General features: G+C 62.5%; 14 protein-coding genes. 7 read left to right on the plus strand and 7 right to left on the minus strand.

The features are described from left to right. Positions 1-47 precede the first annotated feature (47 nt). Entirely contained in the window at positions 48-1,067 is a 1,020-nt protein-coding gene (locus ACMGFL_RS09925; RefSeq protein ID WP_436935383.1) for a methyltransferase, read from the plus strand. 125 nt (positions 1,068-1,192) lie between these two features. Here ACMGFL_RS09925 and ACMGFL_RS09930 read toward each other — a convergent pair whose 3' ends face one another. The 3 genes from ACMGFL_RS09930 to ACMGFL_RS09940 form a co-directional block, all read right to left on the minus strand. Next, positions 1,193-1,528 carry an AzlD domain-containing protein gene (locus tag ACMGFL_RS09930; protein ID WP_436935384.1) on the minus strand — a complete coding sequence of 112 codons (336 nt, stop codon included), beginning with the start codon at positions 1,526-1,528 and terminating at the stop codon, positions 1,193-1,195. Continuing rightward, positions 1,525-2,226 (minus strand): AzlC family ABC transporter permease, encoded by a 702-nt coding sequence (locus ACMGFL_RS09935; protein ID WP_436935385.1) that lies wholly within the window; start codon positions 2,224-2,226, stop codon positions 1,525-1,527. The genes ACMGFL_RS09930 and ACMGFL_RS09935 overlap by 4 nt, the downstream gene beginning before the upstream one ends. Before the next feature lie 82 nt (positions 2,227-2,308). Further along, positions 2,309-5,149 carry a DEAD/DEAH box helicase gene (locus ACMGFL_RS09940; RefSeq protein ID WP_436935386.1) on the minus strand — a complete coding sequence of 947 codons (2,841 nt, stop codon included), beginning with the start codon at positions 5,147-5,149 and terminating at the stop codon, positions 2,309-2,311. A 147-nt stretch (positions 5,150-5,296) separates the two neighbouring features. Here ACMGFL_RS09940 and ACMGFL_RS09945 point away from each other — a divergent pair, with 147 nt between their 5' ends. Further along, positions 5,297-5,458: a hypothetical protein gene (locus ACMGFL_RS09945; protein WP_436935387.1), complete on the plus strand. Its 162-nt coding sequence runs from the start codon at positions 5,297-5,299 to the stop codon at positions 5,456-5,458. A 30-nt stretch (positions 5,459-5,488) separates the two neighbouring features. Here ACMGFL_RS09945 and ACMGFL_RS09950 read toward each other — a convergent pair whose 3' ends face one another. The 3 genes from ACMGFL_RS09950 to ACMGFL_RS09960 are packed head-to-tail and all read right to left on the minus strand — an operon-like array spanning position 5,489 to position 9,086. After that, complete coding sequence (locus ACMGFL_RS09950) at positions 5,489-6,253, minus strand: metallophosphoesterase (protein WP_436936439.1); 765 nt, start codon at positions 6,251-6,253, stop codon at positions 5,489-5,491. Then, positions 6,250-7,821 (minus strand): RPA family protein, encoded by a 1,572-nt coding sequence (locus tag ACMGFL_RS09955; RefSeq protein ID WP_436935388.1) that lies wholly within the window; start codon positions 7,819-7,821, stop codon positions 6,250-6,252. The genes ACMGFL_RS09950 and ACMGFL_RS09955 overlap by 4 nt, the downstream gene beginning before the upstream one ends. Further along, positions 7,818-9,086, minus strand: a complete 1,269-nt coding sequence (locus tag ACMGFL_RS09960; RefSeq protein ID WP_436935389.1) for a Single-stranded DNA binding protein — start codon at positions 9,084-9,086, stop codon at positions 7,818-7,820. Before ACMGFL_RS09960 ends, ACMGFL_RS09955 begins: the two co-directional genes overlap by 4 nt. 108 nt (positions 9,087-9,194) lie before the next feature. On the opposite strand from ACMGFL_RS09960, the gene ACMGFL_RS09965 reads away from it, so the two are divergent. The 5 genes from ACMGFL_RS09965 to ACMGFL_RS09985 all read left to right on the plus strand — a co-directional run bounded on the left by ACMGFL_RS09965 (position 9,195) and on the right by ACMGFL_RS09985 (position 12,336). Next, positions 9,195-9,671 carry a hypothetical protein gene (locus ACMGFL_RS09965; RefSeq protein WP_436935390.1) on the plus strand — a complete coding sequence of 159 codons (477 nt, stop codon included), beginning with the start codon at positions 9,195-9,197 and terminating at the stop codon, positions 9,669-9,671. Between the two features lie 65 nt (positions 9,672-9,736). After that, positions 9,737-10,462 (plus strand): DsbA family protein, encoded by a 726-nt coding sequence (locus ACMGFL_RS09970; protein ID WP_436935391.1) that lies wholly within the window; start codon positions 9,737-9,739, stop codon positions 10,460-10,462. A 22-nt stretch (positions 10,463-10,484) separates the two neighbouring features. Next, on the plus strand, positions 10,485-11,033 hold the full coding sequence (locus ACMGFL_RS09975) for a tRNA (cytidine(56)-2'-O)-methyltransferase (RefSeq protein ID WP_436935392.1): 549 nt from the start codon (positions 10,485-10,487) through the stop codon (positions 11,031-11,033). Between the two features lie 101 nt (positions 11,034-11,134). Beyond that, entirely contained in the window at positions 11,135-11,668 is a 534-nt protein-coding gene (tfe, locus tag ACMGFL_RS09980; RefSeq protein ID WP_436935393.1) for a transcription factor E, read from the plus strand. Then, positions 11,668-12,336, plus strand: a complete 669-nt coding sequence (locus ACMGFL_RS09985) for a DUF2110 family protein (protein WP_436935394.1) — start codon at positions 11,668-11,670, stop codon at positions 12,334-12,336. Before tfe ends, ACMGFL_RS09985 begins: the two co-directional genes overlap by 1 nt. Positions 12,337-12,373: 37 nt before the next feature. Here ACMGFL_RS09985 and infB read toward each other — a convergent pair whose 3' ends face one another. Then, entirely contained in the window at positions 12,374-14,182 is a 1,809-nt protein-coding gene (gene infB / locus ACMGFL_RS09990) for a translation initiation factor IF-2 (protein ID WP_436935395.1), read from the minus strand. Positions 14,183-14,249 lie beyond the last annotated feature (67 nt).

Here is a 14,249-nt window from a genome sequence, read left to right on the forward strand (position 1 = left end):
ATATAACGATTAATAATTTACGTTGGCGGTCCGTGTTATCGAAGACCATGGTAGAAGAGCGTCCCAAGCCCGACCACCTCATGAAGATCGGGTTCGGCTTCCAGGCGTCGAAGACACTTCTCACAGCCGTACGTCTCGGCGTCTTCGATGCGCTGTCGGATAACCCACGAACCAAAGAACAGTTAGAGAATGATCTCGGCCTTCACCCACGAAGTTCTGCTGACTTCTTTGACGCGTTGGTTGCGCTCGACGTTCTCGACCGTGAGGGCGGTGTGTATCAGAATACACCCGAAGCGGAGGCGTTTCTCGTTTCGGGAAAGCCGTCGTATATTGGTGGCATATTCGAGATGGCCAACGACCGACTGTATCCGTTCTGGGGCGACCTCGAAGAAGGGCTTCGAACCGGCAAGCCAACCAACGAACTTGAGGGTACTGAGACCCACCCATTCGAGGCGATTTACGAAGACGACGAACGTCTCGAACAGTTCGTCGGCGCGATGACGGGGATGAGTATGGGCGTGGCGAACGCGTTGGCACACGAGTTCCCCTGGCAGGAGTACGATACAGTACTAGATCTGGGGACCAGCGAAGGCATCGTCCCCAAACGTATCGCCGAGGAGAACGATCACATCCGTGCTACTGGTGTCGATCTCCCCCGAGTCGAACCGTACTTTCAGGGAATTGCTGGCGAGAGTCCCGTCGCTGACCGCATCGAGTTCCAAACCGGCGATTTCTTCGGGGACGAACCCCTTCCGAAGGCAGACGTGTACATCCTCGGACATATCCTTCACGACTGGGATCTCGACGAGCGACAACAGATTCTCGATAAAGTAGCTGAGGCTGTTACCGATGACGGTGCAGTCATCATATACGGAACGATGATAGACGAGGAACGCCGCGAGAATGAGATGGGACTGCTCATGAGCCTCAACATGCTCGTCGAGACACCAAATGGGTTCGACTACACCCACAGTGAGTGTATCGAGTGGCTCCGCGGAGTCGGATTCACCGATCCGCGGATCGAACAGCTACCCGGCCCAGAATCGATGGTCGTCGCCCAACGGTGAATACAGCCAGAGCCAAAATGTGAAACGACCCCAACTGACCGCGCTGATAGATCTATCCGCTGTATTCAACACGTTCTATAAAATTCTGAAAGAGTGATAGGCTGAAAGAACTGAGAATCCGACCATCAGATGGTGATCACGAAGTACGTCAGAAAGCCCGCGATGAGCGTCCCGAGCAGATTCTCAGTCTGCCACGCAACGAGTGCTCCGACGAGTCCAGCAAGGAGAAATGGATTGCCAGGAGCGAGATGGTACGTTCCCTCCCGGTAGAGCAGTGGTGGCAGCGCAAGCGCTGCCAGGACCGCCGGAGGGACGAGGTTCAGTTGCTCTTTCACTTCAGCGGGCACGTCATAATAGCTGAACAACCCGATAAAAGAGGCACGGAGTGCGTACGTGGCAACGGCGACGGCGACAATATGTGTCCAGAGCCACGGCGTCGACATGGTTTCGATAGCGGTCATCGGTTGAGCACCACCCCGACAGCCAGCCCGCAACTCACTCCGAGGAGCAAGCCAAGATTGTAGTCCAGCGGGGCAGTGACGACAGCCACGCTACCAGCCACGGCCGCAGTCGCCAGACTCGGCCGGTCCTCGAGAACCGGGAACAACAGCGCGATAAACACCAGCGGGAGCACCAACCCAACAGGAAACGCATCCGGTACGCCCACACCGATCGACGCGCCGACGGCAGTTCCGATCACCCAGGCGACCCACGAGATACTGCCAGCACCGAAGTAGTACCAGTGGCCCCGCTCGACATCGTGGTCGCGAAAGTACGAAATCGAGAGTGCATACAGGTGATCGACGAGAAAAAACGAGTACACGGCCTTCCGGATGCGTGAATACGAGTGAAACTTCGGTGCCAGAGAGGCACTATAAATTGCGAACCGCAGACTGATCATGACTGCAGTCACGAGTACGAGCGCCAACAGGGCGCTTTCCTCCATGAGAAACATGACTGCAAGTTGTGCTGCACCCGAATAGACGAGCGCCGACATCGTCGCTATTTCCACAGTAGTGAAACCCAGTTCAGTTGCCGTTATCCCGAGAATGATCCCGAACGGAACGAGCCCAGTAAGAACGGGGATAGCGTCTTTCACTCCGGCGAGAAACGTCGAGCGGTTTTCCGCAACGGACAGTCCGTCCACGAGCACTTTCATTAGTCTGTGACTCTGGTTTTTGGGGGTGGTCACTTCTATCTACTGTCCGTGAGTCCGGTCTATTTGCTGTCCGTGATTCCGGTCACCAGAACGACCGCGTCCGTGCGTACTCGCGCTCGCGGGAGAGGATGTCCCGGTAGAAGTCGTCCTCGTCCTCGCGGAGTTTGTTGATGATTCGGGCGGCGTTTCGGGGGCCGACACCACGGGCGGCGAGTGCGATGACAGCGCGCTTGCCGTGGCTCTGCACCAGACTCGCAGACCGGTACGCTCGCTCCGTTTGCTGTTGCTGTTCCTCGTCTTTCTCGGGTGCGCGAACTGCCTTGACCGTCTCCTCGTCCCACGGATTGAGCGCCGCAACCTGTGTCGAATCACAGTTCGGACAGGTCGGCTGGTCGTCGACGCGTTTGACCTGCGTCGTCCGCGTCCACTCCTTGCAGTGCAGACAGAAGAGGATCACCCGGTCGCCCTGGATTCGGTCCTTGACGGTCTGGATGACACTCGCATCTGCGTTCTCCGGCGTCAGCAGTTCCGTGCCCGCGTTTCGGCCGCCGGTTCCGACCGGCGTGTGTTCCCCGATTCGCTCGACGGTGATCTGTTCAGACTGGATGTGGTCGAGCACCGCACTCGTCCCCTCGATGTCGAGTTGTTCGTGGATCAGCGCGCGGAGTGCCTCGTCGTAGACAGGGGTACCTTCGAGCGCGTCGAGCAGGCGACTTCGCCCGAACGAGGTGTGACCGCTCGACCGCCAGCGCTTGAGCGCGCCGAAGGTGGCGGCGACCTGTGCAACCTCGAACTTCAGCGCGTCGGCGTTCTTGAGGCTGAGTTCGATCAGGTCCCGGACGTGGTCGGGGTCGGTCGTCTTCAGCAACTCGACCACGTCGCGGGCGGCGACAGTGCGGGAGACGTCGAGTTCGATCCGATAGGGGTCGACTTCGAGGCCGACGCTCGATCCGGTCTGCTGGCCGAGAAGCGCAGAGAGCAGACGGCCGAGCGTCTCGTTTATTTTGTGACCGAAACAGGCGTTCACCACTACGGACCCGCCGCTGAACTCGACGAGCAGGTGGTCGTCGGTCGGGAGCGGATGGCCGTCCCCGACGTGTGACGTGAGGTCTGTGAGTCCCGCCTCGATCGCTTCCGCAGCGACCGGAAACCGAGACTGCAGGTCCCGCGCGACTGCTGGAGTCGATGCGCCCGACTGGAGTTGGCTCCCAGCGACACCGCGGAGTTGGCCGACTTCTCCCGCGACCGCTTCGGGAACGGGAATCTCCTGACCGCTCCAGGAGGGGACTTCGCCTGCGGGATCCTCGATAGGCGAGACGGTCACCCGTTCCTCCTCCTCGTCGACTTCCGTGATGCGCCACATCTCGCCGCCCTGGATGAACACCTCGCCGGGCGTCGCGAAGTTGACGACGAAGCGCTCGTCGAGCGTCCCGACCTGACGGCCGCTCGCCACGTCCTCGACGTCGTAGGTGGTCTCGTCGGGGATCATCGAGAGATTCCGGTAGAAGTACTGCCACGTCCCGCGACGCTTCTCGATGCGGTCTGCGTCCTCGTCGAGCCAGACCACGCGGTTGTCGGCCAGTTCGCGAACCACGGCCCGGAACTGACTCGCCTCCAGATCCCGAAACGGGTGGGCGCGCGTGACCAGTTCGTAGGCCCGCATGGCGTTGATTTCGCCGTGGCCCATCAGCAGGCCAGCGACCTGATTGGCGACCGTATCGAGACTCCCCTCGTGGATGTCGGCGGGTTCGACCGCACCGGCGCGTGCCCGGCGTGCGATCACGACCGATTCGAGCACGTCGTCGGGATGGCTCGTGACGATCGTCCCCGAAGAAACGGCGCCTTCGCGGTGACCCGCACGGCCGATCCGCTGGAGGAGTCGGGTGACCTGTCGCGGGCTATTGTACTGGACCACGTGGTCGACGTGGCCCACGTCGATTCCCAGTTCCATCGAGGAGGTACACAGCAATGCGTCCAGATCCCCCGCCTTGAAATCTGATTCGACCGCGACGCGCGATTCGGTTGCGAGCGAGCCGTGATGGATCCCCACGTCGGTGCCGTACTCCTTCAGCCGCGACCCGAGCGCCTCGGCGGTCTGTCGGGTGTTGACGAAAATCAGGGTCGCGCTGTGGTCAGAGACGAGAGAATCGATCGCTCGAACGTGGCTGGCGACTTCGGGGTCGGTGACGAGTTCGCTCGCAAGGCGATCGTCGGCATCGGTCACCGTCGGGCATCGAACGGCGATATCGATCGAACTGCCGACGTCGACGACGGCAGTCTCGCAGGGCCGACCGCCGGTGAGTAGGCGGCCGATTTCATCCGGATCCTCGACGGTCGCGGAGAGACCGATCCGCTGGAACGAGCCAGCGAGTTCGCGAAGCCGTTCGAGACCGATAGCAAGTTGTGCCCCACGCTTCGAGACGGCGAGTTCGTGAATCTCGTCGACGACGACGTGTTCGACGTCTTCGAGCGCCCGGCGAAGCTTTGTGCCGGTCAGCATCGCCTGCAGCGTCTCGGGCGTCGTCACGAGTACGTCCGGCGGATCCTCGGCCTGCTGCTGGCGCTGGTAGTCGGTCGTGTCGCCGTGGCGCACGTCGATATCGAGATCCAGCGTCTCGCCCCACCAGTCGAGACGCTCGCGCATGTCGCGGTTGAGCGCGCGCAGCGGCGTCACGTACAGTGCACCGATCCCGAAACGCTCCCTGTCGGCGAGCGCATCCAGCACGGGCAACATCGCAGTCTCGGTCTTCCCGCTACCGGTCGGGGCGACCACGAGCACGTTCTCGCCCGCCGAAAGCGGTCCGAGCGCACGACGCTGTGGCTCGGTGGGTTGCTCCCAGCCACGCTCTGAGAGGGCCGTTCGAACCGACTCGCCGAGCACGCTAAACGCCGCTGGCCCCTGGACGTACTCGGACTCAGTCATCGGGCACAGATAGGGCGTCGCGCTGATTAAGCCCGTCGGAGCCTTTGACATCCTCCCACCCCTGAAGGGGTAGGCTTCCGCTCGCTACGTGTCAGGCCGAACCAACCTGACGATCAGATAGAAGGTCGTTCGTCCCAAAAGAGTGGTATGGCATCACGAAGCACATCGAAGAATCTCGAATGTCGCTGTAAGCGATGCAAGTACAACAACAACGGGCAGTGTGGCTATCAGGGCCGAGTCGTGATCAACCAGAACGGCGAGTGCGAGAGTCGCGAAGACGGGTTCGGCCGTGACCGCGGCCCGTACTGATCGTCGGCCGCGTTGGACAGTCACCGACGGTCACACGTCTCGATACGGCCCCAAACGAGTGCCGTCGAGCAGATACGCTTCTCCCGAATCGAGCGCGTCTGGCAGATAGGGGGAGAGAAACTCCTGTCCAGCGACGTTGACCCACGTGCCCCCCGAAAGATCGTTGAATGCGGGAAAGACGACGAGTTCGGACGAACCGGTCGAGTCGGCAGCGTATGAGTTCGCGAGGAACTCCTCGAACGGCCCGAGATCGAGCGTCCCGCGAAGCCAGACCCGCTCGATGCGGTGGCCGCCGACTTCGTCTTCGAGTCGGACCACCGGATGCTCGTGGCCCATACAGAGAACGTCGACGTCGAGAACGTCGGGGTCGGGATAGGTGTGTCCGTGAACGAATCCGATCGACCCGACCCGTGTTCCGCCGGGCGGCGTCACGGTGATGTCGTGGTCCAGTTCGGCACACAGCGAATCGATGTCGCCGTCGTGGTTGCCTCTGACGAGCGTGACCGGTACCGAGAGGCTATCGAACAGCGCCGCCAGTTCCTCGCGTTCTGCGTCCCACGGCGTGCCGATGCTGTGGATGAGGTCACCGAGAACAACGAGTCGGTCGGGGTCTGTTTCGACGAGCAGCGAAAGGAGACGCTCGCGACGCTCGGCAGATCCGTCCGCGAGTTCGACACCTTCCGTACGTAGCACCGTCTCGATGCCAGCGTGGTAGTCAGCAATGATCAACAGTCGTTCGTCGGGGGTCGCTGCGGTCGCCGCCGGATGGTCCGGAACCGGTTCGATCACAGTCAGATCGGTTTGAGCGTGTCGTCGTCGGGTTCGTAGCACTGCCCGTCCATCAGCGCCGTCTGAATCTCCTCGTCGACCGCGGAGGGGGACGTTCCGTATCGCTCTTCCATCGCTGCCACGAGTGCCTCCCGCTCGGTCCCCGTCCCATCGTCGAGTTCGCGCATCACCGAGAGCAGGGCCGCCTGCATATCCTCGGGTTCGTCGGTGTCTGCGTCTTCGGATGGCTCCTCGCTCCCGTCCTCACCTGCGGTTTCTGCTTCGACCGATTCAGCAGGCTCAGCGGGCGTCTCGTCGGTCTCGTCCGGTTGGCTGGCTTCCTCGACGTCAGCAGATTCCGGGCGTTCAGGTTCGTCCGGTTCCGGCGTCTCGATGTCGGCCGATCCGGGTTCGTCAACCTCCGTGCCGGACTGGAATTCGGTGCCGTACTCCTCCTCGATCTGTTCGCGGGTTTCGGGTTCGAGTTCGAACTCGTCGGGGTCGAAGTCTCCGGGTCCGGTCTCTGATTCCGTGGACGGCGATTCCAGTTCTTCGGATCCCGACTCTGGCTCTGTGGACGCTGGCTCTGACAGTTCAGTCGCTGTCTCGGCGGAGGCTGACGTTTCGGGCGCTGACTCTGCTGGATCGTCAGACTCCGACACCTCGCTCTCGGAATCTGCAGACTCTTCCGATACGTCCGCAGTCTCCGCATCAGCCGCGGCAGTTTCAGAACCAGCAGTGGCGTCAGTCGCGGTGGCCGATACCGTGTCGGGCGTCGAGTCACTGTCGTGAGATTCCTCGAAATCAATTTCGGCGGCATCAGCCTCGGCCGCCGACTCGTCCGAAACCGACTCTGGCGAGATATCGACGTCCGCCCGGGCCAGGTCCGCTGCGCGCACGTCGCCGGTCGCGTCGGGCGAGAGGTTGGGGGGTTCGACCTCGTCGAGTTCGTCTGCGACGACGCGGACTGCATCGAGTGCCGTCTCCCGAAGCGCGTCGAGATACGTCGGCGTAGTTCCGTAGTGGTCGATGGCGAGCGGTATCCCGGCCGCGAGTCCGTCGTCGATGTCCTGCTGGTCCAGCCAGCCCTCGCGTTCCTCGGCAGGGCGGTCGAGCGCCGCCGCCATCCAGCCGATCCGGTCGATGGTCTGCTCTGCGGCCTGAAGCGTCCACCGGTCGCGGGTCTCGTCGTCGACTTCGTTGATGCTCTCGGGGCGAATCGAGGTGAAGACCTGATCGGAGTCCTCGGGCTGGAAGGTTCGGGCCTTGCCCGTGACGGCGACGAAGGCTGGCGGGTCGAGGCGTTCGAGCACGGCCTGTTCGTCTGGCTGGTACTGGCCCGCATACAGCACGAACGCGCCAGTCGGGTCCACGACGCGCGCACGGAGCACGTCGTCGCTAACCTGTTCGACTTCGGTGAGAACGCCGACGACGAACAGGCGATTGACGCGCGCGCCGGTCGGGGTGATGACGTAGTTCGGGGCGCGCTCCTCGTCGCTCTCGGAGTAGGAGTAGTCGGCGTCGTCGTATTCGACTGCGAATATCCGATAGGCGACTTCGCGGCGGCCAGCGCCGCCCTGCTCGGCGTCGCTCATCCTGTCACCTCGTCGAGCAGGGCCTGCGCACGTGATTTCGGCGAGTCAGACACTGGCTCGAACTCCGAGGCTTCGAGGTTCGCGCCGTACTCGTCGACCGACAGCGACCCGCGGACGCGGAACTCCCGGCCGACCACTTCCGACCGAATCTGGTCAGCGACGACGCTTCGGTCCATCGCGTCGCGGGCGTGCTCTTTCGCCGCTTCGAGGTCGCCGCCGTACACCTCAGCTGTCATCGAATCGTCGAGCACGACCGTTACTGTGCCCGTACCGTCGTCGAGAATCGCCTTCACGCGCAGGTCGTCCTCGCCCTCGACTGCGCCGTGACTCCGACACTGGCCGTTCTGTGTGACGCGGCCACACTCCGGACAGCGCTCGATGAGGCCGGAGCCGTCCCGGATGGAGACGACGTTGCCCTGCAGTTCGACGTCGAACAGCCCACCAGAATCGACCGCCGCGCGAACCGAGCGTCGGGGCGCGGATTCGGAGACTTCGACCGATTCGTCGAGGCGGCTGACCGTCGAGAACTCCGAGACGTTCACCGACGGAACGCCGCGGAACTCCCTGACGAATGCATTTTCGATGCGAACCGACTCGCCCTCCTGTATCTTCGGTCTGGGCTCCCAGTCGGTGAAGGGAAGGCGGGCGGTGCCGTCTCCGAGGACGCCGCTGAGAATTTCCGTCTCGCCGTCGCGGCCGTCGATGGTTCGCTGTTCGACGTCGAGCACGCGCACCTCGACGTTGACGCCCCGGTCGCCCGACTCGATTGCATCGAGCGTGGCGTCGCCGCCGATGTCGTAGGGGACGTCGAGCGATTCGTCGACGCGTTCGACGCTCGTGCTCTCCCCGAGGTTCAGTTCGGCCTCACCCTCCCACTCGCGAACGTCGGCGTTCCCGATTTCGACCGTGTCGCCGGGTTCGAGGTCGAAGTCCTCCCACGCCGTGTAGGAGCGCTTGTCGGTTTCGTCTGCCATCTCGCCCTCGAAGATGACGTGCTGGTCGCCGCCGTACTGGATCGAGCGCTTGCCCGCGGAGAGAACGACCGCAGTCGTCGAGACGCTGCTCGTCGACGTCGTCACGTCGGCGAGGTTGTCGGTCGCTTCCACGCCCTCGGGGGAGCCGTCACCGTACTTGCGGCGCAGGCTCTGTTTGGCCTCTTCGATCGGAACGCTGTACTCCTGCATGTTCTTCAGGTCCGCTTTGACCTCCGCTTTGTCAACGCCGAGGCTGGAGGCGAGTTCCTCGGCATGGTCGTCGAGACTCATACGTTCCCGTTCACACCCGAGCACTAAAAGCGTCTGCCGTCCGGGTTCGTGACGACTGTCGATCATGTGGCAATCAGGCTTATTACCGCATCTGCGAAAGTCTCATCTGTGAGCGACCGGCAGTTCCGGGGCAAGCCCTCGAAGTCACACATCATCTGGACTCGGAGCACACGGAGCGGCGCGACCAGAAAGCGCTTCGACGACGAGCACTTCGAGAAGTGGGCCACACACTGTGGCTTCGACTTCGAGCGAACGAAACACGTCGACCACGACAGAGGAGGCGAGCCACGCGCACAGTGTCGGTGCGTGTTCAGTTGGGGGAAGCTGAGCGACGAGACGATCGAAGTCGATGGCGAGTCCTGGGACTTCGGTGACCAGACGGTTCCCCGAACCTTCATCGAGATAGACGAGAAGGGACTCGCACGCGTGAAGGGGTGGAAGTTCGAGACGATATACGATATCCGAATGATGCGTCACAAGGGACCGGAGTTACTCATCGAGACGGCAAACGAGGGGCGAAAGCGACTCAACGGCCGGAAGTTCGTCACCGGCCCGAGAGAACAACAGCGCGAGGATTCGTCGTAACTGCGTTCAGGGGCCGAGAGTTCTATAACTCCAGATTTATACGCGTCCTCGACTAACAGTGGGTGATGACACAGCGAACGACGCGATGGACGCGCCGACGGGTTCTGGTGGGAACTGCGGCGGCGGGGGTAACGGCACTGGCTGGCTGTCTCGGTGGCGACGATTCCGATGGAGACGGGAACGGAGACGACTCAGCAAATGGAGATGAGGACGGTTCAGCAGACGGCAGCGATCTGCTAGACCAGTTCTCTGACGTGCCGGAGGGGGATTTCGCCCGTCCAGTCAGAGGCGATCCAGAGGCCGAGGTCACCCTCGAGGTCTACAAGGACTTCGCCTGCCCCCACTGTCGGACGTACGTGATGGAGGATGCAGAACGGATCACCAGCGAATTCGTCACGTCCGATCAGATCCGATACGAGGCTCGAAGTCTACCGTTGCCGGTCGCAGACCCAGAATCGTTCGAGGCTGCAAACGCCGCCCGGGCCGCCTTTGAGGAGGGTGGCAACAGCCACTTCTGGGCGTACTCGCATCGACTCTTCGAGGAGCAGGACCGACTGACAGAGGATGCGCCCGACATCTACGGAGAACTGGCGACAGAACTCGGCCTCGACGGAGACACGATCCAGTCCGCTGGCGCGAACCAGACGTACAGCGATACCGTCACCGCGGACCGAAACCGCGCACAGCAACTTCGAATTGGCGGAACACCGGGCTTTGCCCTCAACGGCGAGGTGGTTTCCGGTGGGATATCCGACGTGATGAGCGCCATCGAGAGCGCCCTCGGCGAATGAACGTACTGCGACTCCAGACCAGATGAAGGGACAACCCGACCTCGCGGTGCTCAGACTCGGCCACCGGCCGGGCCGTGACGAGCGCATGACGACGCACGTCGGCCTGACCGCTCGCGCGCTCGGTGCTGACCGCGTCATTCTGTCCGGCGAGGGGAAATCTCAGGGCGACACCATCGAGGACATCACGGAGCGGTTCGGCGGCCCCTTCGCCGTCGAGACGACCGACAGCCCCGTCGACCTGCTGGAGGAATGGGGGGGAACGATCGTTCACCTGACGATGTACGGCCTGCCGGTACAGGACGTTATTGGGGAGGTTCGCGAGGAGTTCGAGCGCGGGGATCCGCTGTTGGTCGTCGTCGGTGCGGGAAAGGTGCCGTGGGACATCTACGACCAGGCGACGGACAACGTCGCGGTGACCAACCAGCCACACTCCGAGGTTGCGTCGCTCGCGGTCTTTCTCGACCGCCTGTTCGAGGGGAAAGAACTCGACCGGGAGTGGGCCGACGCAGCGCAGACCGTCGTGCCGAAAGCCGAAGGAAAGCTGGTCGAAGACGCAGACGAGACGGAGTAGCCGCGAGGCATCACACTCGACTGTCGGGTGCACCGAGCGTCGAAACCGACGGAACGACCCCTTCGATGGTTTTAACCACCTGACTCTCCGTTGTTCTCATAATGGCTTTTGAGGACTTACTGGAGGACCCGGTGATACAGAAGTACCTCCACGAACTCGTCGGACCAAAGGGGATGCCCGTCGCGGCCGCGCCGCCCGATGGCGAAGTGACAGACGAGGAACTGGCCGAGGAACTCGGCCTGGAACTGAACGACGTTCGCCGGGCGCTTTTCATCCTCTACGAGAACGACCTGGCGAGCTATCGTCGGCTGCGCGACGAGGATTCGGGGTGGCTCACCTACCTCTGGACCTTCGAGTACGACAAGATACCAGAACAGCTCGAATCGGAGATGGAGCGGCTACTCGCTGCGCTCGAACGGCGCCGCGAGTACGAACTCGAAAACGAATTCTACCTCTGTGAGCAGTGCGGGATCCGCTTCGAGTTCGACGAAGCAATGGAGTTTGGCTTCGAGTGCCCCGAGTGTGGCTCCTCGGTCGACGCGATGGAAAACACCAGACTAGTCGACGCGATGGACGAGCGAATCGAGGAGCTTAGTGACGAACTCAACGTGGAGAACACGGAGATAGAGGCCTGATGGTCGTTCTCGCGACCAAATGCTACGTCGAGGGCAGCGCCCGCGAGCGCGCGCTCGATTCGCTTCGCTCGCTCGTCAACAACAGCGTCGAGGGACTCGAAGTCACCGTCGACGTCGGCCTCCGCGACGACGGATTCCCCTCGGTGACGGTGGATGGGCCGGACGCAACCGCCGCGCGCAACGTGCTCCGCGAAGAGTGGGGCGCAATTACACCGCACATGGACGACGGTGAGGTGTACACGGGAACGCTCAAATCGTGGGACGATGACGGGTTCGTTCTCGACGCCGGGCGCGAGGTCTGGATCCCACAGGACAACCTCGGTCTCGGACCGGGCAGTCCGGAGCAGATCCGAACCCGCTACGGACTCGTCCAGCACGTCCCACTCCAGTTCGTCTACGGGGAGTCGTCCCGACTCGCAGACAGCGAGCGCGACCGACTCTACGAGTGGACGCGTGGAAGCGGCCGCGTCAACGTCAACAGCGCGACGCGCGCGGAGGTGCGCGCGACTGTCAACCGCGCCGGACACGCAAACGACATCGTCACTGTCGAACGTCTCGGCCTGCTCGAACAGAGTATCATCTGCAAGGAGGGAACCGACCCGCCGGGCCTACTCGCCAGCATCGGTCAGTACCTCCCCGCAGAACTGCTCTGTGTCATCCCGGACTGAGTCCGAGCACGCCACAACAGCGCTGTAGACGGCGGTGTCACTTCCCCCAGAAGGGATCCCGATTGCGGTGCTTTTCGAGGTACATGCTGAGGACTTCGCGTTCGTCCATCGAGATTTCGTCACCGAGTTCCTGTTCCAAGATCTTGGCGTGTTTCTCTGGGATCTCGACCCAGAGTTCGTCGCCTTCCTCGATCTGACGGCCGACGGTCGGGCCGTCGATGGAGACGGCGACGCGCTCGCCCGTGCGCGATTCGTCGACGTCTTCGCCCTCGTCCTGGATGGATTTCAGCATGCCGACGCGTTCGGGTTCGGAGCCATCGAAGCGAACGATGCGGGAGTTCCGCCGGAGCAATCCGCCGCCGATTTCGACGCCGACAACAGCGGGGTCAGACTGCCGGAAGGTGTGGTCGTCGAGGATCGTAAACCGCGCCGGGCGCGTGATGTTTTCGAGGATCTGCTCTTGCTGTTCGGATTCGATCTCCTCGACGTACTCCTCGTAGGACTCGACGAGTCGGTAGATGACGTCGTGCTCGAAGAGGCGAACGTCAGTCTCCTCGGCCAGATCTCGGGCGTCGTCGAGCACGTCGACGTTGAAGGCGAGGATCGACCGGTGGTGAGGCTTGTCCGCCGTCTCTGCCATCCGAACGTCCCGCGGCGCGACGTCGCCCACCTCGGCGTGCATGACCGGTATCTCGGCTTCTTCGAGCGTGCTCGCGAGCGCTTCGAGGCTTCCGAGCGTGTCTGCCTTGACCGTCAGGCCCTCCTCCTCGGTCGACACCTCGATGTCTGCGAGTTCCGCCTCGACTTCGGTGATGACGCTCTCGACGTCCCTGTCGCGGACGACCCGGACTGGCGCGCCAGCCATCGCACCGTCGAGGTCAGGCGCGGCGATCTTGACACCCTGCGCGGCGACGACCGAATCGACGCTCTCGAATGCTTCGTCGGAGCGAATCTCCGCGAGCGGTTTCGGTTGGAGGAGCGCGCGCACGTCCGTGACGATCGGTTCAGTCTGTCCGCCGACGACGATCTGATCGCTTTCGCGGATCGTCCCGTCGTAGACGACGGTGTCGATAGTGGTTCCGAAACCCTGCGTGTCCGTGACTTCGAGGACGGTCCCAGCCCCCGGACCGGCCACGTCGATCTGCATCTCCTCTTTCATGTAGCGCTGTGACAGCCCCATGAGGACGGTCAGCAGGTCTGGGATCCCCTCGCCGGTCTCGGCAGATACTGGAACGACACCAACGTTCTTCTGGAAGTCCTGGACGCGCCAGTACATATCGGCCGAGAAGCCACCGTCGGAGAGTTCGCCGATGATCTCGTAGAGATTCTCGTTGAGGTCCGACTCGACGCGGTCGCTCTGGGCCTCGATAGCGACTCGTGCGGGCCGGTCCGGCGTCGGGTTCCAACCGGGAACGGTATCGATTTTGTTGGCAGCGACGACGAAGGGCGTCGCGGTGCGCCTGAGAATGTCGACTGCCTCGTGTGTCTGTGGCTGGAAGCCGTCGTTGACGTCGACGACGAGAATGGCGATGTCTGCGAGCGCGCCGCCGCGCGAGCGCAGCGTCGAAAACGAGTGATGGCCCGGCGTGTCGATAAAGAGCAGTCCCGGCAGGTCGAAGTCGTCGGGGTCGACCAGGTCACCAGCGATATCAGAGATGACCGACAGCGGCACCGCGGTCGAGCCGATATGCTGTGTGATCGCGCCAGCCTCCCCCTCGCTGACCGCGGAGCCGCGAATCTTGTCGAGCAGGCTCGTCTTGCCGTGGTCGACGTGTCCCAGCACCGCGACGATGGGGGTTCGAAGCGCGCCCGACTCCGACTGTCCCGAGGGTGTATCTTCAGACATCCCGTCTCACCGAAAACTGATTGAAAACAGCCGTCGGCTCCATTTAAGTAATTCGTCTCGTCACGCC

Source organism: Halovenus marina, from assembly GCF_051414115.1.
GTDB classification, from domain to species: domain Archaea; phylum Halobacteriota; class Halobacteria; order Halobacteriales; family Haloarculaceae; genus Halovenus; species Halovenus marina.

Excerpts from the sequence above, each read along its gene's own strand:
- ACMGFL_RS09970 (WP_436935391.1), top strand. The coding sequence starts at position 9,737 with ATGACACAGCGAACGACGCGATGGACGCGCCGACGGGTTCTGGTGGGA.
- ACMGFL_RS09940 (WP_436935386.1), bottom strand. The coding sequence starts at position 5,149 with ATGACTGAGTCCGAGTACGTCCAGGGGCCAGCGGCGTTTAGCGTGCTC.
- ACMGFL_RS09960 (WP_436935389.1), bottom strand. The coding sequence starts at position 9,086 with ATGAGTCTCGACGACCATGCCGAGGAACTCGCCTCCAGCCTCGGCGTT.
- ACMGFL_RS09975 (WP_436935392.1), top strand. The coding sequence starts at position 10,485 with ATGAAGGGACAACCCGACCTCGCGGTGCTCAGACTCGGCCACCGGCCG.
- ACMGFL_RS09985 (WP_436935394.1), top strand. The coding sequence starts at position 11,668 with ATGGTCGTTCTCGCGACCAAATGCTACGTCGAGGGCAGCGCCCGCGAG.
- ACMGFL_RS09945 (WP_436935387.1), top strand. The coding sequence starts at position 5,297 with ATGGCATCACGAAGCACATCGAAGAATCTCGAATGTCGCTGTAAGCGA.
- ACMGFL_RS09930 (WP_436935384.1), bottom strand. The coding sequence starts at position 1,528 with ATGACCGCTATCGAAACCATGTCGACGCCGTGGCTCTGGACACATATT.
- tfe (WP_436935393.1), top strand. The coding sequence starts at position 11,135 with ATGGCTTTTGAGGACTTACTGGAGGACCCGGTGATACAGAAGTACCTC.
- ACMGFL_RS09925 (WP_436935383.1), top strand. The coding sequence starts at position 48 with ATGGTAGAAGAGCGTCCCAAGCCCGACCACCTCATGAAGATCGGGTTC.
- ACMGFL_RS09935 (WP_436935385.1), bottom strand. The coding sequence starts at position 2,226 with ATGAAAGTGCTCGTGGACGGACTGTCCGTTGCGGAAAACCGCTCGACG.
- ACMGFL_RS09955 (WP_436935388.1), bottom strand. The coding sequence starts at position 7,821 with ATGAGCGACGCCGAGCAGGGCGGCGCTGGCCGCCGCGAAGTCGCCTAT.
- infB (WP_436935395.1), bottom strand. The coding sequence starts at position 14,182 with ATGTCTGAAGATACACCCTCGGGACAGTCGGAGTCGGGCGCGCTTCGA.